At 71.4% G+C, this 23,806-nt stretch carries 22 protein-coding genes; 14 read left to right on the forward strand and 8 right to left on the reverse strand.

Annotation, left to right across the window (positions count from 1 at the left end; genetic code table 11):
• Positions 1-36 precede the first annotated feature (36 nt).
• Positions 37-1,698, reverse strand: coding sequence for an energy-dependent translational throttle protein EttA (gene ettA, locus EZ242_RS19005; protein WP_135286786.1), 1,662 nt, complete (start codon positions 1,696-1,698; stop codon positions 37-39).
• 148 nt (positions 1,699-1,846) lie between these two features.
• Positions 1,847-4,018: a DUF1631 family protein gene (locus EZ242_RS19010; RefSeq protein ID WP_135286787.1), complete on the reverse strand. Its 2,172-nt coding sequence runs from the start codon at positions 4,016-4,018 to the stop codon at positions 1,847-1,849.
• 268 nt (positions 4,019-4,286) lie between these two features.
• Here EZ242_RS19010 and EZ242_RS19015 point away from each other — a divergent pair, with 268 nt between their 5' ends.
• From EZ242_RS19015 to gloA, 7 genes are all read left to right on the forward strand, one after another.
• Positions 4,287-6,011 carry a DEAD/DEAH box helicase gene (locus EZ242_RS19015; protein ID WP_135286788.1) on the forward strand — a complete coding sequence of 575 codons (1,725 nt, stop codon included), beginning with the start codon at positions 4,287-4,289 and terminating at the stop codon, positions 6,009-6,011.
• 169 nt (positions 6,012-6,180) lie between these two features.
• On the forward strand, positions 6,181-6,969 hold the full coding sequence (locus EZ242_RS19020; RefSeq protein WP_135286789.1) for an SDR family NAD(P)-dependent oxidoreductase: 789 nt from the start codon (positions 6,181-6,183) through the stop codon (positions 6,967-6,969).
• On the forward strand, positions 6,969-8,204 hold the full coding sequence (locus EZ242_RS19025) for an NAD(P)/FAD-dependent oxidoreductase (protein WP_135286790.1): 1,236 nt from the start codon (positions 6,969-6,971) through the stop codon (positions 8,202-8,204). Before EZ242_RS19020 ends, EZ242_RS19025 begins: the two co-directional genes overlap by 1 nt.
• A gap of 3 nt (positions 8,205-8,207) precedes the next feature.
• The gene (locus tag EZ242_RS19030) at positions 8,208-8,561 is read left to right on the forward strand and encodes a hydantoinase B/oxoprolinase family protein (protein ID WP_135286791.1); all 354 of its coding nucleotides are present in this window, start codon (positions 8,208-8,210) and stop codon (positions 8,559-8,561) included.
• Between the two features lie 46 nt (positions 8,562-8,607).
• Positions 8,608-9,585, forward strand: a complete 978-nt coding sequence (locus tag EZ242_RS19035; RefSeq protein WP_135286792.1) for a tripartite tricarboxylate transporter substrate binding protein — start codon at positions 8,608-8,610, stop codon at positions 9,583-9,585.
• 185 nt (positions 9,586-9,770) lie between these two features.
• Complete coding sequence (locus EZ242_RS19040; protein ID WP_135286793.1) at positions 9,771-10,658, forward strand: hypothetical protein; 888 nt, start codon at positions 9,771-9,773, stop codon at positions 10,656-10,658.
• 47 nt (positions 10,659-10,705) lie between these two features.
• A complete protein-coding gene (gloA, locus tag EZ242_RS19045; protein ID WP_135286794.1) occupies positions 10,706-11,089 on the forward strand; it encodes a lactoylglutathione lyase in 384 nt (127 codons plus the stop codon).
• Between the two features lie 36 nt (positions 11,090-11,125).
• On the opposite strand, the gene EZ242_RS19050 is transcribed toward gloA, so the two are convergent.
• From EZ242_RS19050 to EZ242_RS19060, 3 genes are read right to left on the reverse strand one after another with little or no spacing between them, the layout of a single operon-like run.
• Entirely contained in the window at positions 11,126-11,800 is a 675-nt protein-coding gene (locus tag EZ242_RS19050) for a sulfite exporter TauE/SafE family protein (RefSeq protein ID WP_135286795.1), read from the reverse strand.
• A gap of 10 nt (positions 11,801-11,810) precedes the next feature.
• Positions 11,811-13,190 (reverse strand): oxygen-independent coproporphyrinogen III oxidase, encoded by a 1,380-nt coding sequence (gene hemN / locus EZ242_RS19055; protein WP_135286796.1) that lies wholly within the window; start codon positions 13,188-13,190, stop codon positions 11,811-11,813.
• Between the two features lie 11 nt (positions 13,191-13,201).
• Positions 13,202-13,639, reverse strand: a complete 438-nt coding sequence (locus EZ242_RS19060) for a universal stress protein (protein WP_135286797.1) — start codon at positions 13,637-13,639, stop codon at positions 13,202-13,204.
• 266 nt (positions 13,640-13,905) lie between these two features.
• On the opposite strand from EZ242_RS19060, the gene EZ242_RS19065 reads away from it, so the two are divergent.
• From EZ242_RS19065 to EZ242_RS19075, 3 genes are read left to right on the forward strand one after another with little or no spacing between them, the layout of a single operon-like run.
• Entirely contained in the window at positions 13,906-16,116 is a 2,211-nt protein-coding gene (locus EZ242_RS19065; protein WP_240787165.1) for an ATP-binding protein, read from the forward strand.
• 13 nt (positions 16,117-16,129) lie between these two features.
• The gene (locus EZ242_RS19070) at positions 16,130-16,585 is read left to right on the forward strand and encodes a response regulator (RefSeq protein ID WP_135286798.1); all 456 of its coding nucleotides are present in this window, start codon (positions 16,130-16,132) and stop codon (positions 16,583-16,585) included.
• Entirely contained in the window at positions 16,582-18,531 is a 1,950-nt protein-coding gene (locus EZ242_RS19075; protein WP_135286799.1) for a hybrid sensor histidine kinase/response regulator, read from the forward strand. Before EZ242_RS19070 ends, EZ242_RS19075 begins: the two co-directional genes overlap by 4 nt.
• Positions 18,532-18,598: 67 nt before the next feature.
• Here the strand turns inward: EZ242_RS19075 and EZ242_RS19080 are convergent, their stop codons facing one another.
• Both EZ242_RS19080 and EZ242_RS19085 read right to left on the reverse strand, forming a co-directional pair.
• Entirely contained in the window at positions 18,599-19,189 is a 591-nt protein-coding gene (locus EZ242_RS19080) for a DUF6064 family protein (protein WP_135286800.1), read from the reverse strand.
• 16 nt (positions 19,190-19,205) lie between these two features.
• The gene (locus EZ242_RS19085) at positions 19,206-20,096 is read right to left on the reverse strand and encodes an aldo/keto reductase (protein ID WP_135286801.1); all 891 of its coding nucleotides are present in this window, start codon (positions 20,094-20,096) and stop codon (positions 19,206-19,208) included.
• 125 nt (positions 20,097-20,221) lie between these two features.
• Between EZ242_RS19085 and EZ242_RS19090 the strand changes: the two genes are divergently transcribed.
• The 4 genes from EZ242_RS19090 to EZ242_RS19105 are packed head-to-tail and all read left to right on the forward strand — an operon-like array spanning position 20,222 to position 23,076.
• Positions 20,222-20,770, forward strand: coding sequence for a glycine zipper 2TM domain-containing protein (locus EZ242_RS19090; RefSeq protein WP_135286802.1), 549 nt, complete (start codon positions 20,222-20,224; stop codon positions 20,768-20,770).
• Positions 20,771-20,817: 47 nt separating this feature from the next.
• Entirely contained in the window at positions 20,818-21,054 is a 237-nt protein-coding gene (locus EZ242_RS19095) for a PepSY domain-containing protein (RefSeq protein ID WP_240787166.1), read from the forward strand.
• Between the two features lie 10 nt (positions 21,055-21,064).
• On the forward strand, positions 21,065-21,736 hold the full coding sequence (locus EZ242_RS19100; protein WP_135286804.1) for a response regulator transcription factor: 672 nt from the start codon (positions 21,065-21,067) through the stop codon (positions 21,734-21,736).
• Positions 21,733-23,076 (forward strand): ATP-binding protein, encoded by a 1,344-nt coding sequence (locus EZ242_RS19105; RefSeq protein ID WP_135286805.1) that lies wholly within the window; start codon positions 21,733-21,735, stop codon positions 23,074-23,076. The genes EZ242_RS19100 and EZ242_RS19105 overlap by 4 nt, the downstream gene beginning before the upstream one ends.
• On the opposite strand, the gene EZ242_RS19110 is transcribed toward EZ242_RS19105, so the two are convergent.
• Complete coding sequence (locus EZ242_RS19110; RefSeq protein ID WP_135286806.1) at positions 23,077-23,799, reverse strand: GDSL-type esterase/lipase family protein; 723 nt, start codon at positions 23,797-23,799, stop codon at positions 23,077-23,079.
• Positions 23,800-23,806 lie beyond the last annotated feature (7 nt).

Raw genomic sequence — 23,806 nt, forward strand, 5'->3', positions numbered from 1 at the left:
CTGGGGGGGAGGCGCCGAAGGCGCTTCGGGGGGGGGTCACTTCAACGCCTTGTACCGCATCCGCTTCGGCTTGGCACCCTCCTCGCCCAGGCGGCGCTTCTTGTCGGCCTCGTACTCCTGGTAGTTGCCGTCGAAGAAGACCCACTGGCTGTCGCCCTCGGCAGCCAGGATGTGGGTGGCGATGCGGTCCAGGAACCAGCGGTCGTGGCTGATGACGAGCACGCTGCCGGCGAATTCCAGCAGGGCATCCTCCAGCGCGCGCAGGGTTTCCACGTCGAGGTCGTTGGACGGCTCGTCCAGCAGCAGCACGTTGCCGCCGGAGATCAGCGTCTTGGCCAGGTGCAGGCGCCCGCGTTCACCGCCCGAGAGCGTGCCCACCTTCTTCTGCTGGTCGCCGCCGTTGAAGTTGAAGCGACCGCAGTAGGCGCGGCTGGCCATCTGGAACTTGCCCACGGTGATGATGTCCAGGCCGCCCGAGACGTCTTCCCACACGGTCTTGTCGTTGGCCAGCACGTCACGCGTCTGGTCCACGAAAGCCATCTTCACGGTCTGGCCGATCACCACCTCGCCGGAATCGGGTTGCTCGCGGCCCGCGATCATCTTGAACAGCGTGGACTTGCCCGCGCCGTTGGGGCCGATGATGCCGACGATGGCGCCGGCCGGCACCTTGAAGCTGAGGTTGTCGATCAGCAGGCGGTCGCCGAAGGACTTGCTCACGTTGTTGAACTCGATGACCTGCGTGCCCAGGCGCTCGGCCACGGGGATGAAGATCTCCTGCGTTTCGTTGCGGCGCTGGTATTCGTAGTCGGACAGCTCCTCGAAGCGGGCCAGGCGCGCCTTGCTCTTGGCTTGGCGGCCCTTGGGGTTCTGGCGCGCCCACTCCAGTTCCTTCTTCATGGCCTTGGTGCGGGCGTCCTCGGTGCGCTGCTCCTGCTCCAGGCGCGCTTCCTTCTGCTCCAGCCAGGTGCTGTAGTTGCCCTTGTACGGAATGCCGTAGCCGCGGTCGAGTTCGAGAATCCACTCGGCCGCGTTGTCGAGGAAGTAGCGGTCGTGGGTGATGGCGACCACGGTGCCGGGGTAGCGCTGCAGGAAGACCTCCAGCCAGTCCACGGATTCCGCGTCCAGGTGGTTGGTGGGCTCGTCCAGCAGCAGCATGTCGGGCTTGGACAGCAGCAGCTTGCACAGCGCGACGCGGCGCTTCTCGCCGCCGGAGAGCACGCCGACGACGGCGTCCCAGGGCGGCAGGCGCAGGGCGTCGGCGGCGATTTCCAGCTGGTGCTCGGAGTCCGTGCCGGCGGTGGCGATGATGGCTTCCAGGCGCGCCTGCTCGGCGGCCAGGGCGTCGAAGTCGGCATCGGGCTCGGCGTACGCGGCGTACACCTCGTCCAGCCTGGCCTTGGCGGCGTTGACCTCGCCCATCGCTTCTTCCACCGCATCGCGCACGGTGTGCTCCGGGTTCAGCTTCGGCTCCTGCGGGAGGTATCCGATCTTCAGGCCCGGCATGGGCATGGCCTCGCCCTCGATCTCCTTGTCGATGCCGGCCATGATCTTCAGCAGCGTGGACTTGCCCGAGCCGTTGAGGCCGAGCACGCCGATCTTGGCGCCGGGGAAGAAGGACAGGGAGATGTCCTTGAGGATCTGTCGCTTCGGCGGAACGATCTTGCCGACGCGATTCATGGTGTAGACGTATTGGGCCATGGGGTCGCTGTGTTGGGAGGTCGGGCCCGGCCAGGACGGCGGACCCGGGGCTGCGGCAGCCGCCGGAAGCAGGCGGGGCACGCGGGACAAGCTCGCGATTATCCCGTGCCGCGCGGTGTCCGTGCCCGCGGCGGTGCAAATCGGCCGGCTAGCCGGGATCGATGCTGTTGCGCAGGGCCGCCCGCGCGACCTGGTCCAGCGCCTCGTCCAGCAGGGGCCGGGCGGCCACCAGGCGGATGCGCCCGCCGGCCTGCAGGCGCTCCAGGCTGCGGCGCGACATGGAGTGCGCGGTGCCCTTGGGCGAGGTGAACATGAAGAGGGTCTGGTGCGGGCTGGCCCAGGTGAGCTGCACCCGCTGCCACTGCCCATGCGCGCGCAGCTCGACCCAGGCCCCGATCGCGAGCGCATCGGGGCTGGCCGGCACGAGCTCCTCGAGCACGTCCGAAGGGTGCGCCTGCGACGCCACGAAGCCCGACTCCGCGATCTCGCGGCTGGCGAGCCACACGCCGGCGTCCTCCTCGAAGGCGCTGGGCCCGAATTCCGAGGACGCTGCCTCGGCCTCGCGCGCGGCGCGGCGGACCCCGGCATCGCGGCCGTCCTTGAGCGCGCTGGCATGGATGGCGTGCAGCCGATCGAAGAAGCGCTCCGCCAGCTCGGGCGGGTAATCGATGAGGCGCAGGCCGTCGCGCAGCCGCGCCAGCAGGCCGGGGACCAGCAGGGCCAGGCGCTGCAGGCGCCCGCCCCGCGCCTTGGCGGCCTCCACGCTCCACACCAGGTCCTCCACCGCCGCGCGCAGGCCGCGCGGGTCGTCGGAGCCATCGACGCTTCTCAGCTGGTCCTCGGCCACGGCCTGGGTCCATGCCGTGCGCAGGAAGTCGGCGACGAAGTCGGGGACCCCGCGGCCGGCCAGGGTCTGCTCGAACTGCTCGGCCAGGCGCTGGGCCAGCAGGTTGCGCTGCTCGGCGTGCACCAGCGCCCGCGCGACCTCCTCGCGCTTCTGCCGGGCCCGCTGGTCCTGGCCGTCCCAGAGCGCCTGCAGCTGGCCCAGGGCCTGCTCGAAGGCATCGGCGTCCGCCGCGCCGGCGCCCAGCCGCCGCACGGTGGCCTCGATGCTTGCGAGGAACAGCTGCCAGCCCTCGTCCGACTCGGCGCTGAAGGCCAGGCTGCGCTGGGTCATGCGGTCCAGCAGCTGCCGCGCGGGATGGCCGCGGTCGCTGAAGAAGCGCGAGTCGCCCTGCGCGAGCCGCGCGACCACCGGCTCCATGGCCCGTAGCTGCGCCTTGTAGGCGTCGACCAGCCGGCCTTCCTGCGCCAGGTTCTCGAACATGAGCCGCACGACCTGCTCGCCCAGCTGCCGACCGATGCGAAGCGGCTCCGCGGCCGGCGCGGCGGTGGACAGCAGCAGGTCCTGGGGCGCCGCCGGTTCGGTGCGCTGGACCTGTTCCTGCTCCAGCCGCCGCAGCAGCTCGTCCTCCTTCTTCATCTCCTGCAGCAGGGCCATGGACGCCGGCACCGTGTGGAGGAAGTCGGCACGCGCCGCCGATGCCTGCGCGTCGAAGTCGCCGGCCAGCAGCTTGCGCAGGCGGTCCAGGGTCACCAGGGTCCGGGCGACCGAGCGGCTCACCGAGGCGGCGGCCCCGCCGTCCTTGCGTCCCCCCACCGGAACGGCCGGCTCGATGCCGGTGGACGCCAGCCAGTCGCCCATCTCCCGGTACACCAGGCGCAGCTGGGCCCCGAGCAGGCCGGCCGCGGGCACGAGCAGCGCCTCGCGCACGGCGGCATCGTGCACCCGCGATTCGAAGCTGGCCTGCAGGGCGCGCACGAAGACTTCGGGTCGCACCGGGTTGAGTCCCGGCTGCGTGCTGCGCCAGCCCAGCAGGGTGCTGACCAGCGCGTCCAGCGGCGGCAGCACGTCGTCCACCATGCGCTCGACCTCCTGCAGCGCGCGGGCCTGCTCGATGTTGCGGTCGAGCAGAGCGTCGTCCAGCAACTGCAGGTCCTCGAAACGCAGGCCCTCGCGGGGCAGCTGTTCCTTGCCGCCGCCTTCAAAGACCAGGCGGCCCAGTTCGTGGCGGAAGCCTTCGCGCAGCCCGGGCAGCTCCCGCTGCAGCCGCTCGACCGCGTCCCGCGCGGCCGCGCCCTGCAGCTGCGGATGGCGCCGCGGCCCCTGCGGGGCGCTGGCGAGCACCAAGCCTTCGACCACCCTGTCCACCAGCACGCCACTTTGCGCGACCACCGACTCCAGGCATTCGGAGAGGCCCGGCTGCAGCGCGGCCGGATCGTCGGCCACGCCCCACTTGAGGTTGAGCAGCTTGGGCATGCGCCGGATTATTAGCTCAGCGGTTACAAGCGAACTGTTACAGAGTGCGCCCTTTCCTTCTCAGCGGTGGCGCGCGTGCGATCCGTGCGACAATCCGCCGGGTCCGCACAGCCAGTTCGTGCGGCGCCAGCAGATCTGCTGGGGACATCGCCGGCCGCCAGGCCGCGCAGGCTCCCACCTCCCAATCCGATCAGCCCGACTGGGCCGGCATGCCATGTGCCGGTGGGGCCGGTCCCCTGCGCCGCGGAAATGGCGCACACCACACTGCATGAATTTCGAAGAACTCAAACTGGCTCCGGCCATCCTGAAGGCTGTTCGTGAGGAGGGTTACGAGACCCCCACCCCGATCCAGGCCCAGGCCATTCCCGCCGTGCTCGAGGGGCACGACCTGCTCGCCGGCGCACAGACCGGCACCGGCAAGACCGCCGCGTTCACCCTCCCCCTGCTTCACAAGCTCTCCAAGGGCCAGGGCAAGACCAACAAGTTCGGCAAGGATGGCATCGCCGCCCTGATCCTCACGCCCACGCGGGAGCTGGCCGCCCAGGTGGAGGAGTCCATCCGCACCTACGGCAAGCACCTGCCGCTCACTTCCACCGTCGTCTTCGGTGGCGTGGGCATGAACCCCCAGATCGACCGCATCAAGCGCGGCGTCGACATCCTGGTGGCCACGCCTGGCCGCCTGCTGGATCTGGCGCAGCAGGGCCACATCGACCTGTCCACGGTCGAGATCCTGGTGCTCGACGAAGCCGACCGCATGCTCGACATGGGCTTCATCCACGACGTCAAGAAGGTGCTGGCGCTGGTGCCGCGCGACAAGCAGAGCCTGCTGTTCTCGGCCACCTTCAGCGACGAGATCCGCGAGCTGGCCAACGGCCTGCTGAAGAACCCCCAGAGCATCCAGGTCACGCCGCGCAACACCACGGTGCAGCGCATCACGCAGGTGGTCCACCCGGTGGGCCGCGGCAAGAAGAAGCAGCTGCTCGCGCACATCATCCAGGAGCACGACTGGAGCCAGGTGCTGGTGTTCACCCGCACCAAGTTCGGCGCCAACCACGTGGCCGAATTCCTGGGCAAGAACGGCATCACCGCCATGGCCCTGCACGGCAACAAGAGCCAGGGTGCGCGCACCCAGGCGCTGGCCGGCTTCAAGACCGGCGAGATCCGCGCCCTGGTGGCCACCGACATCGCCGCCCGCGGCATCGACATCGACGACCTGCCGCACGTGGTGAACTACGAGATCCCCAACGTGCCGGAGGACTACGTCCACCGCATCGGCCGCACCGGCCGCGCGGGCAAGGAAGGCCAGGCGGTGAGCCTGGTGTGCCTGGACGAGGAAGGCTTCATGCAGGAGATCGAGCGCTTCACCAAGCAGCAGATCCCCGCCCAGGTGGTCGAGGGCTTCGGCCCCGAGCCGGGCGAGCGCGCCGAACCCATCGCCATGGGCCGCCAGACCATCTGGGGTGGTGCGGGCAAGCCGCCCAGCCGCGAAGTCATGGCTGCCGCCGCCAAGGCCGCGCGCCAGGAGATGATGGAGCGCATCCGCGAGAACAAGGCCGGCAGCGGCAGCGGCAACGGTAACGGCCGTGGCGGCAAGGGCCGTGGCAACGGCGAGGCCGAGCGCAGCCAGCCGCGCACGCAGGCCGCACCGTCCCCGCGTCCGGTGCCCAATGGCAACGCCCGCCAGGGCGGCAACGGCAATGGCGCCGGACGCCCGGCGCATGGCCGCGGCGGCAGTGGCGGCGGCCACCGCGGCCAGCACCACCATCACCTGGACAGCGAGGCACAACCGCGCCTGGGGGCCCACAACCCGGCCAGCCCCTTCGTGCAGCGCGACCCCAATCCCGTGCGCCACGGCGACGGCCAGCCCGACCCGCTGCGCACCAGCGTGGACAGCATGGGCGGCCGCGGCCGGCGCGGCGGCGGTGGTGGTGGCGGTGGCGGTGGCGGCCGATCGGGCCGCTCCGGCGGCTTCGGCCGCGGCTTCGGTCGCTGACCCGGACGGGCCCCGAGGTCCCAAGCCGCTGCGGTTCGCCGCAGCGGCTTTTTTTCGTTCGTACCTGGCCGCAGGCTCTTGCGGAGACTGGACGTGGCATTCACAAAGCGGTCAATGGGTCGCGGCCTTCGCATTGGCGGCGACCCCGCGGGCTGACTACCATCACGCCATGACATCTCCCGCCTCCCCCTCCCCCGTCAACTTCGGCCATGCGGGCCGCGTGTGCCTGGTCACAGGCGCGGCCCAGGGCATTGGCGAGGCGTGCGCGCGGCGCTTCGCCGCCGAGGGCGCGCAGCTCGTGCTGGCCGACATCGACGAGGCACGAGGCCCCGTGCTCGCCGGGGAGCTCGGCGCCCGCTTCGTGCGCTGCGACGTGGGCGACAAGGCGCAGGTCGATGCCTGCGTGTCCGAGGCCATCGCCGCCTACGGGCGCATCGACGTGCTGGTCAACAACGCGGGCATCTTCAAGGCGGCCGACTTCCTGGAGGTGACCGAGGAGGACTTCGACGCGGTGCTGCGCGTGAACCTCAAGGGCGCCTTCCTCATGGGCCAGGCGGTGGCGCGCGAGATGGTGCGCGCCGGCCGGGGCAGCATCGTGAACATGAGCTCGGTCAACGGCACCCTGGCCATCCCCACCATCGCCAGCTACAACGTGAGCAAGGGCGGCATCAACCAGCTCACGCGGGTGATGGCGCTGGCACTGGCCGACCAGGGCGTGCGGGTGAACGCGGTGGCCCCCGGCACCATCGCCACCGAGCTGGCGGCCAAGGCCGTCCTCACCAGCGAGGAGGCCCGTGCGCGCATCATGAGCCGCACGCCCATGAAGCGCCTGGGCACGCCGGCCGAGGTGGCCGACGCGGTGGCCTGGCTCGCCAGCGACGCCGCCAGCTACGTCACCGGGGAGATCGTCGTGGTCGACGGCGGCCGCATGACGCTGAACTACACGGTGGCGGCCTGATGCACGTCCTCGTCCTCGGCACCGGCATCGTCGGCACCTGCGCGGGCGCCTGGCTGCAGCGCGATGGCCACCAAGTCACCTTCGTCTCGCCCGTCCCCCCTGGCGAAGCCTGTTCCTTCGGCAACGCCGGCTCGCTCTCGCCCAGCGCCTGCCTGCCCGTGGGCATGCCCGGCATGTGGAAGCAGGTGCCGGGCTGGCTGCGCGATCCCGACGGGCCGCTGCGCATCCGACCCGGCTACCTGGCCCAGGTGACGCCCTGGCTGCTGCGCTTCGTGCGCGCCTCGCGAAAGCCGGAGGTCGAGCGCATCAGCGCGGCGCTGCGCGGCCTGCTCGCCCCCATCTTCGAGAGCTACGAGCCGCTGCTGCAGCACGCCGGTGCGCAGGCGCTGGTGCGGCGCACCGGCTGCCTTTATGTGTACAGCTCGGACGCCGCCGCCGCGCGCTGGCGGTGGGGCATGGAGCTGCGGCGCAACCTGGGCGTGGACCTGCGCGATGTGGGCGCCGAGCAGCTCGCGCAGCTCGAACCCGACCTGCGGGGGCGCTTCCGCTTCGGCATCCTGGCGCCCGAGAACGGCTCCACGGTGGACCCCGAGGCGCTGGTCAAGGCCTTGCACCGCCAGTGCATGGCTGATGGCGCCGCCATGGTCAGCGGCGCGGCCGAATCCTTCGAGGCGGCCGGCGGAAAGGTGCGCGCGGTGCGCCTGGCCGACGGGCAGGTCCTGCCCTGCGACGGCGTGGTCGTGGCCACCGGCGCCTGGTCCCGGCCGCTCGCCGCCGCCCTGGACCTGAAGGTGCCGCTGGAGACGCAGCGCGGCTACCACGTGACCGTCCACAGCAACAACCTGGGCCTGCGCCACACGGTCATGGCCCCCGAATACAACCTCATGGTCAATCCCATGGCCATGGGGCTGCGCCTGGCCGGCAGCGTGGAGTTCGCGGGCCTGCAGCCGCCGCCCGACTGGCGCCGCGCCGACGTGCTGCTGGCCAAGGGCCGCGAGATGTTCCCCCAGCTGGACGCCTCGCGCACCAGCCGCTGGATGGGACACCGGCCCTGCCTGCCCGACAGCCTGCCGGTGATCGGCCGCGCGCCGCGCATGGAAAACGCCTGGCTGGCCTTCGGCCACGGGCACGTGGGCATGTGCGGCGGCGCGACGACCGGGCGCGAGATCGCCCACCTGGTGGCCGGCCGGCCGCCGCAGGTGGACCTGGCGCCCTTCCGGCCCGACCGGTTCTGACCCATGGCCCGCATCGCGCAGGCGCCGATCCGCGTCGAATCCGTCCGGCTGCGGCGCGGCTCCGGCGGCGAGGGCCTGCACCGGGGCGGCGACGGCGTGGTGCGCATCTACCGCCTGCTGGACGGCGAGGGCCTGGTCTCCTACCGGGGCGAGCGCCACCGCACGCCGGCCCAGGGCGCCGCGGGCGGTGAGCCGGGCGCCTGCGGCCGTGCCTGCCTCGAGCGGGCCGACGGCTCCGTCGAGGAACTGCCGGCCAAGGCGCGCGCGCGCTGGGCGGCGGGGGACCGCCTGGTCATCGAGACCGCGGGTGGTGGCGGTTGGGGAAAGCCCCGGCCGCGCGGCGCGCGACTTGCTTGAGACTGGTGCGTCTCGATCCGTCCCGCTGTTTTTTGCAGGAGAACCCATGCCCTTTCCGATCCGCCGCCGTCGCCTCGTCCTTGCCGCCGCTGCCGCCTTGCTCGGTTCGCAGCCCGCGCTGGCGCAGGACAACAAGCCGCTGCGCCTCGTGGTGCCCTTCCCGCCCGGCGGCAGCACCGACCTGCTGGCCCGGCGCCTGGGCGAGAAGCTCTCGGCCTCGCTGAACCGGCCGGTCGTGGTGGAGAACAAGCCGGGTGCCGGCGGCACCGTGGGCGCCGACATGGTCGCCAAGTCCGCCCCCGACGGCTCGACGCTGCTGGTGGGCGTGACCGGCAGCAATGCCATCGCCGGCAGCCTCTATCCCAAGCTGCCCTACGACCCCGGCAAGGACTTCGTCCCGGTCAGCATGGCCGTGGCCTCGCCGCTGGTGCTGGCCGTGAACGCCAGCAGCCCCATCCGCAATGTCAAGGACTACATCGACGCGGCCAAGCGCGGCGGGGTGGACTACGGCACGCCCGGCAACGGCACCTCCATGCACCTGACCGCCGAGATGTTCGGCCTGGCTACCGGCAGCAAGCTGGTGCACGTGCCCTACAAGGGCAGCGGCCCGGCCGTGAACGACCTGCTGGGCGGTTCGCTGCAGTCCATGTTCGGTGACTTCCTGGTCCTGCTGCCGCACATCAAGGCCGGCAAGCTGCGGCCGCTGGCGGTCACCTCCTCCGAGCGCCACCCCATGCTGCCGGAGGTCCCCACGCTCGCCGAAAGCGGCCTGCCGGGCCTGGACAAGTTCCAGGCCACCTCCTGGCAGGGCATCTTCGCGCCGGCCGGCACGCCACCGGACGTCGTGTCGCGCCTGAACGCGGCGGTGGTCAAGGCCCTGGAGAGTCCGGACATGAAGGACTTCTTCGGCGGCCAGGGCTTCATCGTGGCCGGCACCACGCCGGCCCAGGCGCGCGCCTTCATCGACGCCGAGATCCCCAAGTGGGAACGGGTGGTCAAGGGTGCCAAGGTGCAGGTGGATTAGCTCTTCCGCATCGAAACGTAACTTCCAACGGAAGAGGTGACGCGGCGCCGGGCAGCCGCGGGCCGCGCAGCCCGCGCACGGCAGTGGCTGAGCCTTCCGCTGTGTCGCAAGTCACAAGAACCTACTTACCTTTTGTGGGCCGGAGACCACGCCGTGTCAGCCCTGTCCTACTAGGATCGGCCTCCTTGTCCTCATCCGCGCCCGTGTTCATGCCCCGATTCGGCAGTTCCTCCTCCCTCACGGCTCCGTCCGCGTTCTCGCCCGGGCTGGAGAACGCGGCCGCGACGGTACTGGCGCGGCTGCGGGCCTGCCGCTGGAACATGGCCGACGGCTGCACCGGCATCACGCGGGAGCTGCCGGCGCGCGAAGGCGAGGTGCTGCGCTCGGTGCCCAACTCCGGCGCGGGGCCGCGGCGCGAGATGGAAATGCTCAACTGGGTCGGGGTGGCCGAAGGGGGCGCCCGCGGGGCGGCGCTGGCGCCGGTGATGCGGCGCGTCAACGGCCATTGGTGCTCGGACCATCGTGCGAGCAACACTTGGGGTTTCTGGTGCAAGCGCCCGCCCGCCATGGACGAGGGGCAGCCGCTCGCGCGCAACCGCATGCCCTACAACGTGTCGGACCCGCACTTCGTGGTCATGGCGCTGAGCGTGCCCGGCAGCGGGCACGGCGGCGTGGCCTTCCAGGCGTCCAAGGCGGAGGAGGACCACGCGGCCGAGCTCGCGCTGTCGAACAACCGCCCGCAGGCCCGCTGGACCGACGCAGACGGCCAGCGCATCGTGCTCACGGCTCCCGACACCCTGGCGCCGCACCAGCCGGCCGTCATCACCATCTGCTCGCGCCCCGGGGCGCAGTCCCTGCGGGTGAACGGCCGCATCGTCGCCGAAGGGGAAGGCACGCTCGGCCGCGGCACCTTCTCCCAGATGCTGATCGGCTGGGGCTTTCGCAGCTTCTTCCCCAACGAGGGTTTCGGCGGCTATGTGTACGGCGCCATCACCGGCCGTGGTGTCCCCGAGCCGCAGGAGCTGGAGCTGCTGGAGCGCTACCTGGGCGAAAGCGCCGGCATCCTGCTCTGAAGGCGCCTGGCCCCTCGGCTTGGGAGCCGCGCCGCAATAATGCGGCGATGCGACTCCTCCACACCATGCTGCGCGTCGGCGACCTGCAGCGCTCCATCGACTTCTACACCCGCGTGCTCGGAATGACGCTGCTGCGCACCACCGAGCGGCCCGAGCAGAAATATTCGCTGGCCTTCGTGGGCTACGGCAGCAATCCCGAGCATGCCGAGATCGAACTCACCTACAACCACGGCGTGGACCACTACGAGATGGGCACCGCCTACGGCCACATCGCGCTGGGCGTGCCGGACGCTTACGCCGCCTGCGAGAAGATCCGCGCAGCCGGCGGCCGCATCACGCGCGAGCCGGGACCCGTGCAGGGCGGCAGCACGGTGATCGCCTTCGTGACGGACCCGGACGGCTACAAGATCGAGTTGATCCAGCGGGCCTGAACACGAGGCGCGGCGGGGCCGCGCCGCCGGCGGCACTCAGGCGCACCACAGCGCGATCTTCTCGGCCAGGTCCATCCACAGCGCGAACACGGCCGTCGCCGCGAGAAGCCCTCCGGCCAGGCGTGTTCCCCAGTCCTGCCGGACGCGGTTGCCCAGGGTCCGCACGCGTGCAAGCAGCACCGGACCGGCCACGAGGCCGAGGGCGCTTCCCAGCGCGAACAGCGCCATCGCGAGCGCGCCCTGCACGGGACTGCCCGTGAGCGAGGCCACCAGCAACGCCGACCACAGCAGGCCACAGGGCATGAAGGTCCACAACGCACCGGCGGCGAACACGCCGCCGGTGCGCTGCACCAGCGGCCGCACGCGCCCCCAGGCCGCCAGGCCGGCCTGCTGCGCCCAGGCGGGCTGTCGCGCCAGTACCAGCAGCGTCAAGCCCCATGCGAGCACGCCCAGGTGGAAGACGGTCCAGGCCGGACGCAGCGCCGCGGACTGCGTGCTGGCCCAGGCGAAGGCCTGCACCGTGCCTGCGGCGACGCCTCCGGCCAGCGCATAGCCGGCCAGGCGCCCGGCCTGGAAGGTCCAGAGCCGGGACGAGGCCAGGCGCCCTCCCGCGCCCGTGACGCCCGCGCAGGCCGCACCGCACATGGCCGCGCAGTGCGGCCCGCCGGCCAGCCCCATCAGCAAGGCCGTGAGCGCGAGGGATGTGGACATCGGAGCGGTTTCAGATGATCCGCGAGAACTGCGCCCGCTGGCGGTCCGACTGCAGGTAGCGGTCGAACACCATGGCCACGGCCCGCACGAAGTACCAGCCCTCGGGCGTGACCTGGATGCCGTTGTCGTCCACCGCCACCAGGCCCTGCGCCTGCAGCTCGGCGAGGCGCTCCAGTTCGGCGGCGAAGTAGTTGCGGAAATCAAGCATCCAGGCGAGTTCGACGGACTCGAACAGCACCTGGCCCTGGCACATGAGCGCCATGATCACCGCGCGGCGCGCGAGGTCGTCGCGCGTGAGCGCCAGGCCGCGCGTGACCGGCAGGTGTCCCTGGTCGATCAGGTCGCACCACTCCTCCAGCGTCTTGGCGTTCTGGCTGTAGGTGGCGCCCACGCGGCCGATGGAGGAAACCCCCAGGCCGATCAGGTCGCAGTCGGGCTGGGTGCTGTAGCCCTGGAAGTTGCGGTGCAGCCTCCCCTGCCGCTTGGCGACCGCGAGCGGGTCCTCGGGCAAGGCGAAGTGGTCCATGCCCACGTACACATAGCCCTCCCCCTCGAAGGCGGCGAGCGCCGAGGCGAGCATGCCCAGCTTGCTCGCGGCATCGGGCAGCTCCGCGGAGACGATGCGCCGCTGCGGCTTGAAGCGGTCGGGCAGATGCGCGTAGGCATAGAGCGCGATGCGGTCCGGCCGCAGCTGGCCGACCTGCGCCAGCGTGCGCGCGAACGAGTCGCGCGTCTGCCGCGGCAGGCCATAGATCAGGTCCACGTTGATCGACTCGAAGCCGATGCGCCGCGCCTCGTCCACCAGGGCAAAGACCTGCTCGGCCGGCTGCACCCGGTGCACCGCCTTCTGCACCTCGGGATCGAAGTCCTGCACGCCGAAGCTGATGCGGTTGAAACCCAGACGCGCGGTCGCTTGCAGGCGCTGCGCGTCCACCGTGCGCGGATCGACCTCGATGGAGTATTCGCCGCCGGCCACCAGGTTGAAGCTGCGCCGCAGCATGGCCATGAGCTGGCCGAGCTCGTCGTCGCTCAGGAAGGTGGGCGTGCCTCCGCCCAGGTGCAGCTGGCTCACGGACTGGCCGGCGCCGAGCTGGGCGACGTGCAGGTCGATCTCGCGCGCCAGGTAGTGGAGGTACTGCGCCGCACGCTCGTGGTGGCGCGTGATGATCTTGTTGCAGGCGCAGTAGTAGCAGACCGAGTCGCAGAACGGCAGGTGCACGTACAGCGACAGCGGCAGCACCGAAGCCTGGCCTTCGCAGCGTTGCCGCAGCGCCTGCGCGTAGTCGTCCGCACCGAAGGCCTCGACGAAGCGGTCGGCGGTGGGATAGGAGGTGTAGCGCGGCCCCTGGATGTCGAAGCGTTGCAGGCGCTGGGGCGTGACCAGGCTCATGACGGCGTCCTTCAGCGCACCACGAGCACCGGCACCTTGGAGTTGGCGACCACCTTGCCCGCCACGCTGCCCAGGAGGGCGCGGCCGATGCCGGTACGCCCATGGGAGCCGACCACGATGAGGTCGGCCGACTCCTCGCGCGCGGCATTGAGGATGCCTTCCAGCGCGGTGACGTCCTCGATCATGCGAAGCTGCAGGTCCACCGGATCGCCCTGGCGGCACAGTTCGTCGACGTGGGTGTGGGCGCGCGCGGCGTGCTCGCGGGCGGCGGACATGTAGGCGTCGAAGCCCATGGGGTTGGCCTCGCCCACGCCCATGTAGGGATAGGGATCGACCACGTAGATGGCCGTCAGGCGCGCCTTGTGCACGCGGGCCATCGCGATGGCGGTCTGCGCGGCGTGTTCCGAGGCGGCGGAGCCGTCGGTGGCCAGGAGGATTCGCTGGAACATGGATAACCTCGCTTTCAAGCAGGCTGTGGAATGGGTCCATGGTGCCGCGAGCCGCCCCTTGCCGGCTTGACGTGTATCAAGGCTCGCTCATCGCCTCCGTCCTACAAGCGTGCAAGGCGATTTCTGGCAAAGTGCGCCGTTTCCTCGGCGACGCTCGAGCCATGTCATCGAACAACAAGCACTGGCCCGCTCTTGGCCGATCCCACCCCGACGCGGGTGCTTGCCCGCAGATCGCCGCCTTTGGCCACCTTTCCCCCTGATTGCGCGTGTCCTCGAAGCCTGACCTGGACGTTTTCTCCGACCTGAACCGGTGCGCGCAAGAGCCGATCCGGGTTCCCGGCGCCATCCAGCCGCATGGCCGCATGCTGGTCCTCTCCGCAGACGCCGAACTGCTTGCCTGGAGCCAGAACTGGCCCGATTCCGGCGCGGCAGCGCGTGCGGCGGAGCGCATCGCTTTCAAGCCCGGAGGACTGCCCCTGGGCGAAGCCCCGGCGCCGCTCGGGCGCATGGAACTGGACGGACGGTCCTTCGACGTCACCGCCCACCGCAGTGGCGACGTGACGCTCGTCGAGTTCGAACAGTCCATGCCCGAGGCCGGCACGCAGGCCCCCATCTACTCCCTGGCCCGCAGCTTCCTTCCCAAGCTGGAACAGGCGCATTCGGTACGCGAACTCGCGGCGCTGGTGGCGAACGAGATGGAGCGACTCACCGGCTTCGGCCGCACGCTGGTGTACCGCTTCGACGAGGAAGGCCACGGCCTGGTGCTGGCCGAGGCGCTCGCACCGGGCTACGACTCCTACCTGGACCACTGCTTTCCGGCCTCGGACATCCCGGCGCAGGCACGCGAGCTGTACCGCCTCAATCACATCCGGCTGATTCCCGATGCGCTCTACGAGCCCGTGGGCCTCGTGAGCGCCGACCCGCGCTGGGAGCCGCGCGGCCTGGACCTGTCCTTCGCCAGCCTGCGCAGTGTCTCGCCGGTGCACCTGGAGTACATGCGCAACATGGGCACGCTGGCGTCCATGTCGGTGTCCATCGTGATCGCCGGGCGACTGTGGGGGCTGGTCTCCTGCCACCATGCCGAGCCGCGCCTGTTGGACTTCGAGACGCGCACCGCCTGCGAACACCTGGGCCAGCTCCTGGGCCTGCAGATCGACGCCAAGGAAAAGGCCTTGGAAGTGGAGACCCGGCTGGAGCTGCGCAAGCTCACGCTGGAGATCGTCTCCCACCTGGCCGACGGCGACGCCACGCTGGAGCGGCTGCTGGGCGAGCCCCTGCCGCTGCTGCGCCTGGCCGACGCCGCCGGCGCGGCGGTGGTGCTGAACGACCAGTGCTGGACCGTGGGCGACACACCCCGCCCCGAGCAGATCACGCAAGTGGCGCAGTGGATCGCCAGCCGGGGCGAAACCACCTACGCCTGCGATCGGATCGCCGAGGTGTTCCCGCCCGCCGCCGAGTGGCTGGACGTGAGCGCGGGCGTGCTGGCGATCTCCATCTCGCAGGTGCACCGGCACTTCGTGATCTGGTTCAGGCCCGAACACATCCGGGACATCCGCTGGGCTGGCGAGCCGCGCAAGCTCAGCACCACGCTGGACGGCCGCATCCACCCGCGCAAGAGCTTTGCCGCCTGGCAGGAACGCGTGCGCGGGCGCAGCCAGGCCTGGACCCAGGCCCAGGTCGCATCGGCTGCCGAGCTGCGCAACGCGCTGATCGGCATCGTCCTGCGCCGGGCCGAGGAACTCGCGGAAGTGGCGGCCGAGCTGGGGCGCGTCAACCGCGAGCTGGAGGCGTTCTCCTATACCGTCTCGCACGACCTGCGCGCCCCCATGCGGCACATCGCCGGCTACGTGGACCTGGTGCAGGAGGTCGACGGCAAACAGCTGAGCGACCGGTCGCACCGCTACCTCGCCAACGTGCGGCACGCCGCGGCCTACGCGGGCCAGCTGGTGGACGCGCTGCTGGATTTCTCGCGCATGGGCCGCGCCGAGCTCAAGCGCTCGCAGGTGCCCCTGCCACTGCTCGTGCGCGAAGTAGCGGCCGAACTGGCGCGCCAGGAAGGCGGTGCGCGCATCGAATGGGACATCGACGACGAGCTCCCCACGCTCTGGGGCGACCCGTTCCTGATCCAGGTTGTCATCCGCAACCTTCTGGGCAATGCCGTGAAGTATTCCCGGGCCCGTGATGTTCCACGCATCAGCGTGAAGGCACAGGCCCGGCCCGAGGGCGCCGGCCTCGTCGTCAGCGACAATGGCGTCGGCTTCCAGCAGAAGTACGTGGGCAAGCTCTTCGGCGTCTTCCAGCGCCTGCACAAGGCGGAAGACTTCGAGGGCACGGGCATCGGCCTGGCCAGCGTGCGCCGCATCGTCGAACGCCATGGCGGCATCGTGTGGGCCGAAGGCGTTCCGGACCAGGGAGCGAGCTTCGGTTTCGTGCTGCCGACCGAGCCCGCCGCGAACACGCCAGGGCCGCACGCCTGAGGACCCCCAAGCCATGCTCAAACCCATCCTGCTGGTCGAAGATGACCTGCGCGACCTGGAACTGACCTTGATCGCGCTCGAGCGCAGCCAGTTGGCCAACGATGTCGTCGTCACGCGTGACGGCGCCATGGCCCTGGATTACCTGCTGCGCCAGGGCGAGTTCAGCAAGCGCCCGGCGGGCAATCCGGCCGTGATCGTGCTGGACCTGAAGATGCCCAAGGTCAATGGCCTGGAGGTGCTGCAGAAGGTGCGCGAGACGCCCCACCTGCGCAGCACGCCGGTCGTGATGCTGACCTCGTCGGAAGAAGAAGCCGATGTGGTGCGCAGCTACGAGCTGGGCGTCAACGCCTATGTCGTCAAGCCGGTCGAGTTCAAGCAGTTCGTCGCAGCGATCGCCGAGCTGGGCATCTTCTGGGCCGTTCTGAACGAGCCCCCTCCAGGCTCGGCCAAGGTCAAGCGCCCCTCATGAGTGCGAATTCCTCCCGCCCCCTGCGGCCCGAGCCGGCCACGGGCCTGCGCGTGCTGCTGCTCGAAGACTCCAAGTTCGACGCCGAGCTGCTGCGCGAAAGCCTGGTCGCCAGCTATCCGCAGGCGCGCCTGGCCGTCGTGACCACGGACGAGGATTTCCGCGAGGCGCTGCGGCGCGGCGGCTGGGACGTGGTGCTGTCCGACTACGAGATTCCCGGGTTCAGCGGCGAGCAGGCCTTGCAGCTCGCGCGCGAGATGAGCCCGCAGACGCCCTTCATCTTCGTCTCGGGCGTGATCGGCGAGGACAACGCGGTCGAGATGCTCAAGCGCGGCGCCACCGACTACGTGAGCAAGGGCCGGCTGTCGCGCCTTCCCCTGGTGGTGGACCGCGCACTGCGGGAAGCCGAGGAACGCGCCGCGCGCGGCCAGGCCCAGCTGCAGCTGCGCGAGGCCAATGCCATCTACGCGCGGGTGGTCGATTCGCTGCGCGGCTACGCGGTGATCCTGATGGACGCGCAGGGCCTGGTGCGGGCCTGGAACCGCGCCGCCGAGGAAATCTTCGGCCGCAAGGCCGCGGAGATGCTGGGCACGCCGATAGCGCGCCTCTTCACCCCCGAGGACCAGGCCGCCGGCGTTCCGGCCGCCGAGATGCAGCAGGCGCTGCAACAGGGCAAGGCCGACGACAACCGCTGGCTGATGCGCAGCGACGGCCTGCGCCTGTGGGCCGAGGGCGTCATGGTGCCGCTGCAGTCCGACGGGGGCCTGCACAACGGCTTCTGCAAGATCCTGCGCGACGCCACCATGGACTACCGGGATGCCGAGTCGCTGCGCCTGGCCAAGGAAGAGGCCGAGCGCGCCAACCTCGCCAAGGACCGCTTCCTGGCCGTGCTGTCGCACGAGCTGCGCACGCCGCTCGCGCCCGTCGCCACCGCGGCGCACCTGCTGGAGCGGGTCGCCACCGTGCCGGCCAAGTACGCCAACCTGCTGCCCATGATCCAGCGCAACATCGCGCTGGAGTCCCGGCTGATCGAGGACCTGCTCGACCTCACGGCCATCTCGGCCGGCAAGCTGCACTTGAAGATCGACACCGTGGACATGCACCGCGTGGTGCAGACCGTGGCCGACATGCTGGACGGCGACGTGCGCAACAAGCGGCTCAGCCTGGCCCTGGAGCTGGCTGCGCCCGAGCCGCAGGTCGATGCCGACGAAGCGCGCATGCAGCAGGTGGTCTGGAACCTGGTGCGCAATGCCGTCAAGTTCACGCCCGAAGGCGGGCAGATCACCTTGCGCACCCAGGGGGACGCACGCAACTTCGTCCTCGAGTGCGTGGACACCGGCATCGGCATCGACCCCCAGGCCCTGCCCCGCATCTTCGGCGCCTTCGAGCAGGCCGACCAGCCGACGGCCGCGCGCCTGGGCGGCCTGGGTTTGGGGCTGGCCATCGCACGGGGCCTGGTCACCGAGCACCGGGGCGAGCTCATGGCCGCCAGCGACGGTCCCGGTCACGGCGCGACCTTCACACTGCGCCTGCCCGTCCAGGGTGCGGAGCAGGCACCGCAGAGCAGTCCCGTTCCCGCGACAGAACGAGCCGGCGCCGGCCAGCGCGTCCTCTTGGTGGAGGACAACCTCGATGCCGCCGAGACCATCGCCCTGTGCCTGGAAAGTTTCGGCTGGCAGGTGACGCACGTGGACTCCTGCGCCCGGGCCCTGAGCACCGCACAGCAGCAGGACTTCGATGTCGTGCTCACCGACCTGGGCCTGCCCGACGGCAGCGGCATCGACATCGGCCGGGCCCTCAGCCCGCGCGTGCCGGTGGTGGCGCTGAGCGGCTACGGCGCCAGCCCCGACCTGCGCCGCTCGGCCATGGCAGGCTTCTCCGGCCATTTGGTCAAGCCGGCGCATCCGGAGGTGGTGCACGCGGCCTTGCAGAAAGCGTTGGTGAGGTGAGGCGGCGGCTTCCCCCGGGGGGAAGGAATGCTCGCGATCAGGCGCCTGACTGTGCGCGCGAGTCGCCTCAGGGCGGGCCGTACAGCAGCCAGAGCATGAGCCCGCCGACTCCCAGCACCAGCAGCGGGATCACCGCCGCCCAGGCGCGGTGGCGCAGCGGCGCCGCGAGCAGCCAGCCCAGGGTGAACAAGGCCGTGGGCTCGGGCGACAGCCCGAAGACCTCGGCCTGCGCCAGGCTGCGTCCGGTCAACGGCGCCAGCAAGGGCCAGGCGAGCAGGCCGGCTGCGGCCAGGAGCACTCCCACCGCACGGTGGCGCGGAACGCCCGCGCGAGGGGTCGCGAATGCCAGCGCCGCCATCAGCACGGCCTGCAGGAAGCAGGCCGCGGCCAGGGCCGGCGCCGCGGTGTTGATCGGCGCGAAGCGCGCGAGGTAGAACCCCCAGCCGACCCAGGCCCACACCCCGGCCAGCACCCAGGCGCCAGCGCGCGCCGACGGCGCCGGGCGGCGCACCAGCGCCAGCAGCAGCACCAGGCCCAGGCCGAGCAGCACGAGTTGCAGCGGCCAGACGTCCCGCTGGAAACGTTCGAGCAGCCGGGCGTAGCTGCCCGCCGAGAACATCAGGAAGTCGGACGGGCGGTAGGTCCACCACTCGGACATGGGCCGACCCCGCCCCTCAGAGGCGGGACACGTCGGCCGCCATGCGCCGGCGCAGCGCCGCGTCGGGCATGGCTCCGGTCCCAGCGGCCAGGTTCTCGCGCACGTGGTCCACGCGCGTGGTCGCGGGGATGGCGCAGGTGACCGCCGGGTGCGAGACGACGAACTTCAGCGCCGCCTGGGTCCAGTTGGTGCAGCCGATATCCGCCGCCCAGCCGGGCAAGGGCAGTCGTTCGAGCCGGCGCGGCAGCGCGCCTTGCTGGAAGGGGCGGTTCACCAGCACTGCGATCCCGCGCTCCTGCGCCAGCGGCAGCAGGCGCTCCTCGGCTTCGCGGTCCAGCAGGTTGTAGCTCAGTTGCACGAAGTCCAGCGGCTGCGTGCGCATCAGCCGCTCGAACTCGCGGTGGCGCCGACCCTCGGAGGTGGTGATGCCCACGTAGCGCAGCCGCCCTGCCCGCTTCATCTCCAGCAGCAGCGGCAGCTGCCGCTCCCAGGCCAGCAGGTTGTGCACCTGCAGGAGGTCGAAGCGCGGCACGCCCCACAGGCGCCGCGACGCTTCGATCTGCTCGGCGCCGTCGCCGCCGGTCCAGACCTTGTCGGCCGACAACAAGGCGGGCGGCCGCAGCGTGCGCAGCGCATCGCCGATCACATCCTGCGACGAGCCGTACATGGGCGACGAATCGATCAGCCGCCCGCCCCCCTCGAAGAAGGCGCGCATGACGGCGGCGCTGCGGCGGCGCCCCACCGGATCGTCGCCGACGTTGAAGGTGATCCAGCTGCCCAGCCCGACCCGCGGCAGGGCCTCGCCCGAGGACGGAACGGTGCGGGTCAACAGGGGCGCCGCGGGGGCCTGGGCCTGCGCGGCGAGGGGCGCGCCGGCGAGCAGCGCGAGAAGGTGTCGGCGTTGCATCGGGGCAGGATAGCCCGCGGCGAAGGCCCTCGTGCGTGCCGGGATGCATGCGGCGCGGCCCGTTCAGCATGCGTTCACCTCACCCGTCGCATCCTTGCCTCCACACCTTCCACCAGGAGCTCTCCATGAACCGATACGCCACCGTCCTCGCCCTCCTTGCCACCGGCAGCGCCGCCGTGGCGCAGGCCCAGACCTTCGTCGACCAGGCCCGCGTGCAGCGCGTGGAGCCGCAGTACGAGAACGTCACCGTGCCCCGCCAGGAGTGCACCACGCAGTGGGTGACCGAGCCGCGCGCCGCGGGCACCGGCAACGTCGTGCGCGACTACGCCCCGGCCCTGATCGGCGGGGTCGCCGGCGCGGCCCTCGGCCGGCAGGTCGGCAAGGGCAGCGGCCGCGACATCGCCACCGTGGTCGGCGCCGTCGCGGGCGCCTATGCGGGCAACAGCTACGGTCAGGGCGCCCTGTGGGGACAGCAGCAGCCGCAGTACGAGCAGCGCCAGGTGCAGCAATGCCACACGGTCAACGACGTGCAGCGCCGCCTGAGCGGCTACCGCGTGCACTACGACTACCGCGGCCAGCAGCACACCACCGTCCTGCGCGAGCAGCCGGGCGCCTACTTGCCGGTGCGCGTGTCGGTGGAGCCGGTGCAGAGCACGCAGACGGCGTGGCGCTGAGCCGGTTAGCATGACCGGCCTGAACGCCGAAGCCGATGAAAGCCACCTTGTCCCTGCCCGCCCTGCTGCTGTCCGCGCTGATGCTGGCCGCCACGCCGGCCTGGGCGCAGCTCAGTCGCGACGAGGCTGCTGCCGCCGCCCAGCGCGCCACGGGTGGCCGCGTGCTGCAGGTGGAGCCGGCCGAGCAGTCGGGCCGGCGCGCCTGGCGCGTGAAGGTGCTCACGCCGCGCGGGGAAGTGCGGGTGATCCTGATCGACGCCGAGGGCGGCCGGCCCTCCCGCTGACCGAAGCCCCATGCGCCTGCTGCTGATCGAGGACGACCCCACGCTGCGCGCCAGCCTGGCGCGCCAGCTCGAGGCCGACGGCTTCCGCGTGGACCAGGCCGCCGACGGTGCCGAGGGCCTGTTCCGCGCCCGCGAGTACCCGGCCGACCTGCTGGTGATCGACCTGGGCCTGCCCCGCATGAGCGGCCTGGCCGTCATCCAGGCCCTGCGCGGCGAAGGCCGCACCACCCCCATCCTGGTGCTCACCGCGCGCGGCAGCTGGCAGGAGAAGGTGCAGGGCCTCGAAGCCGGCGCCGACGACTACGTGATCAAGCCCTTCGAGTACCCCGAGCTGCTCGCGCGCATCCGCGCCCTGCTGCGGCGGGCGCTCAAGGCCACCTCCGACGTACTCACCCTCGGCCCGCTCGCGCTGGACTTCACGGCCCAGGCGGCGCGGCTCGATGGCCAGCCCCTGGACCTCACCGCCTTCGAGTGGCGGCTGCTGGAGTACCTCGTGCGCCACCGTGAACGCGTAGTGAGCAAGCAGGAGCTGTCCGACTACCTCTATCCACACGACGAGGACCGCGAGAGCAACGTGCTGGAGGTGCTGATCGGCCGCCTGCGCCGCAAGCTGGACCCGGCCGGCACGCTGTCGCCCATCGAGACGCTGCGCGGGCGGGGCTACCGCTTCGCGCTCACATGAGCGGACCGGCGTCGATCCGCGCGCGCCTGCTCCTCGGCGCAGCGGTGCTGATGCTGGCCTTCCTGGTGGGCGCCGGCGCCGCCGTGCAGCGCGCCCACGAGAACAGCGTGCGCGCCGCGCACTACGCCCGGCTGCAATCGACCCTCTACCTCCTGCTGGCCGCCGCCGAAGTCGATGCCCAGGGGCGCCTCGTCATGCCGCCCGCCCTGGCCGAGCCGCGCCTGTCGCTGCCCGGCTCCGGGCTCTACGCGAGCATCCACAACCTGAACTCGGGCGGGCGCTGGGAGTCGGCCTCCGCCCTGGGCATCGAGCCGCCCTTTCGCGCGCAGCAGCCCGTGGGCGAGTGGCGCTTCGAGACCGTGGCGGCCACGCAGCCGACCGGCCCCCGGCGCTTCCTGTCCGCGAGCTACGGAGTGCGCTGGAACGGCTCCGGCGCCGACACGCGCCTGGCGCTCTCCGTGCTGGAGGACCGCGCCGCCTTCGAACGCGAACTGGCCGTCTTCGAGCGCACGCTCTGGGCCTGGCTGGGCGGCGCGGCCCTGCTGCTGCTGCTGGCGCAAAGCCTGCTGCTGCAGGGCGCGCTGGCACCGCTGCGCCGTATGGCCGCGGAGATCCGCCGCATCGAGTCCGGTGCGCAGGGCGAGCTGGCGCAGGACTACCCGCGCGAGCTTGCGCCACTGGCGCGCAACCTCAATGCGCTGATCCGCCAGGAGCGGGTGCGGCAGACGCGCTTCCAGGAGGCGCTGAGCTTCCTGGCGCACAGCCTCAAGACGCCGTTGGCCGTCCTGCGCACAGCACTGGGCGAGCCGGCGCAGCTGCCCGAGGTGGTGGGCCAGCAGGTGGACCGCATGGACGACATCGTGCAGCACCAGCTGGCGCGTGCCCGTGCGGCGAGCGCGGCAGCGCCGCTGGTCGCGCCGCTGGCGCTCGCGCCGGTGCTGCGCCGCATCGAAGGCTCGCTGGCCAAGGTGCACGGCGAGCGCGCCCTGGCCTTCACGCTCGACTGCCCCGACACGCTCGAATGGCGCATGGACGAAGGCGATGCCTTCGAACTCCTGGGCAACCTGATGGACAACGCGGCCAAGTGGGCCCGCACGCAGGTGGCGGTCCAGGTGCGCCGCGACGACGCGGGCCTGCACCTCGCGGTGGACGACGACGGCCCGGGCTTCAGCGACACCCAGGCCGTCCTGCAGCTGCACGTGCGCGGCGACGAGCGCGTGCCGGGGCACGGGGTGGGGCTGGCCATGGTCAAGACCCTGGTCGATGCGCACGGGGGCACGCTGGTGCTGGGCCAGGGCCCTTTGGGTGGCGCGCGGGTGTCGATCAGCCTGCCCGGCTGATCAGGCGCCGCGCGCCAGGAAAGCCTCCACCTCGCGGGCCCACAGCCGGTACGCCGGGCCCGACAGGTGCACGCCGTCGTAGCTCAGGGCCGGATCGAGCGCGCCGGCGCGCACCAGGGCGGGATGCAGGTCCAGGTAGTCGGGAAGCCGGCGCAGGCGCTCGTTGAGCACCCGCACCCGCTCGTTGGTGGCTTCCCGCAGCTGCGGCGCAACCGGCAGCACGCTCTGCACCACCGGCCGGATGCCCGCCTGCCGCAGGCGCGCGGCGACCGCCTCGATGCGCTCGGCCACGACCTCGGGCGCGTGGCCGAAGCGCAGGTCCACGATGCCGATCTGGAGGAACACCGCCTGCGGCTTGCGGGCGATCACTTCGTCCAGCCGGTCCAGCACGTCCTGCGAGGTGTCCCAGCCGATGCCCCGGTTGAGCACCCGGCGGCCGGGCAGCAGCTCGGCCCAGGGGCCGCCCTCGGTGTGCGAGTCGCCCAGCATCACGACGTCGGCCGACCCTTCGAGCGAGCGGTACAAGGCCAGCCGCTGGCTGCGGTACTCGCGCGCGGCGGCGTCCGGAGGCGGCAGCGGAGCGCGCGTGCCCAGCACCTGCCCGAGACGGGCGCGCGCCGAATCGAGCAGGCCGGCATGAGCGGCCGCGAGCCCGGCGGCGAAAGCCAGGGCGGCCAGGAGCAGCAGGACGGGCAGCGAGCCCGGCGGCAGGTTCAGGCGCATGTTCGAT

The organism is Ramlibacter rhizophilus (assembly GCF_004681965.1).
Taxonomy (GTDB): domain Bacteria; phylum Pseudomonadota; class Gammaproteobacteria; order Burkholderiales; family Burkholderiaceae_C; genus Ramlibacter; species Ramlibacter rhizophilus.

What these genes read in the sequence shown, in the direction of transcription:
- ettA (WP_135286786.1), bottom strand. Translation starts at nt 1,698, where the DNA reads ATGGCCCAATACGTCTACACCATGAATCGCGTCGGCAAGATCGTTCCG.
- EZ242_RS19010 (WP_135286787.1), bottom strand. Translation starts at nt 4,018, where the DNA reads ATGCCCAAGCTGCTCAACCTCAAGTGGGGCGTGGCCGACGATCCGGCC.
- EZ242_RS19015 (WP_135286788.1), top strand. Translation starts at nt 4,287, where the DNA reads ATGAATTTCGAAGAACTCAAACTGGCTCCGGCCATCCTGAAGGCTGTT.
- EZ242_RS19020 (WP_135286789.1), top strand. Translation starts at nt 6,181, where the DNA reads ATGACATCTCCCGCCTCCCCCTCCCCCGTCAACTTCGGCCATGCGGGC.
- EZ242_RS19025 (WP_135286790.1), top strand. Translation starts at nt 6,969, where the DNA reads ATGCACGTCCTCGTCCTCGGCACCGGCATCGTCGGCACCTGCGCGGGC.
- EZ242_RS19030 (WP_135286791.1), top strand. Translation starts at nt 8,208, where the DNA reads ATGGCCCGCATCGCGCAGGCGCCGATCCGCGTCGAATCCGTCCGGCTG.
- EZ242_RS19035 (WP_135286792.1), top strand. Translation starts at nt 8,608, where the DNA reads ATGCCCTTTCCGATCCGCCGCCGTCGCCTCGTCCTTGCCGCCGCTGCC.
- gloA (WP_135286794.1), top strand. Translation starts at nt 10,706, where the DNA reads ATGCGACTCCTCCACACCATGCTGCGCGTCGGCGACCTGCAGCGCTCC.
- EZ242_RS19050 (WP_135286795.1), bottom strand. Translation starts at nt 11,800, where the DNA reads ATGTCCACATCCCTCGCGCTCACGGCCTTGCTGATGGGGCTGGCCGGC.
- hemN (WP_135286796.1), bottom strand. Translation starts at nt 13,190, where the DNA reads ATGAGCCTGGTCACGCCCCAGCGCCTGCAACGCTTCGACATCCAGGGG.
- EZ242_RS19060 (WP_135286797.1), bottom strand. Translation starts at nt 13,639, where the DNA reads ATGTTCCAGCGAATCCTCCTGGCCACCGACGGCTCCGCCGCCTCGGAA.
- EZ242_RS19070 (WP_135286798.1), top strand. Translation starts at nt 16,130, where the DNA reads ATGCTCAAACCCATCCTGCTGGTCGAAGATGACCTGCGCGACCTGGAA.
- EZ242_RS19075 (WP_135286799.1), top strand. Translation starts at nt 16,582, where the DNA reads ATGAGTGCGAATTCCTCCCGCCCCCTGCGGCCCGAGCCGGCCACGGGC.
- EZ242_RS19080 (WP_135286800.1), bottom strand. Translation starts at nt 19,189, where the DNA reads ATGTCCGAGTGGTGGACCTACCGCCCGTCCGACTTCCTGATGTTCTCG.
- EZ242_RS19085 (WP_135286801.1), bottom strand. Translation starts at nt 20,096, where the DNA reads ATGCAACGCCGACACCTTCTCGCGCTGCTCGCCGGCGCGCCCCTCGCC.
- EZ242_RS19090 (WP_135286802.1), top strand. Translation starts at nt 20,222, where the DNA reads ATGAACCGATACGCCACCGTCCTCGCCCTCCTTGCCACCGGCAGCGCC.
- EZ242_RS19100 (WP_135286804.1), top strand. Translation starts at nt 21,065, where the DNA reads ATGCGCCTGCTGCTGATCGAGGACGACCCCACGCTGCGCGCCAGCCTG.
- EZ242_RS19105 (WP_135286805.1), top strand. Translation starts at nt 21,733, where the DNA reads ATGAGCGGACCGGCGTCGATCCGCGCGCGCCTGCTCCTCGGCGCAGCG.
- EZ242_RS19110 (WP_135286806.1), bottom strand. Translation starts at nt 23,799, where the DNA reads ATGCGCCTGAACCTGCCGCCGGGCTCGCTGCCCGTCCTGCTGCTCCTG.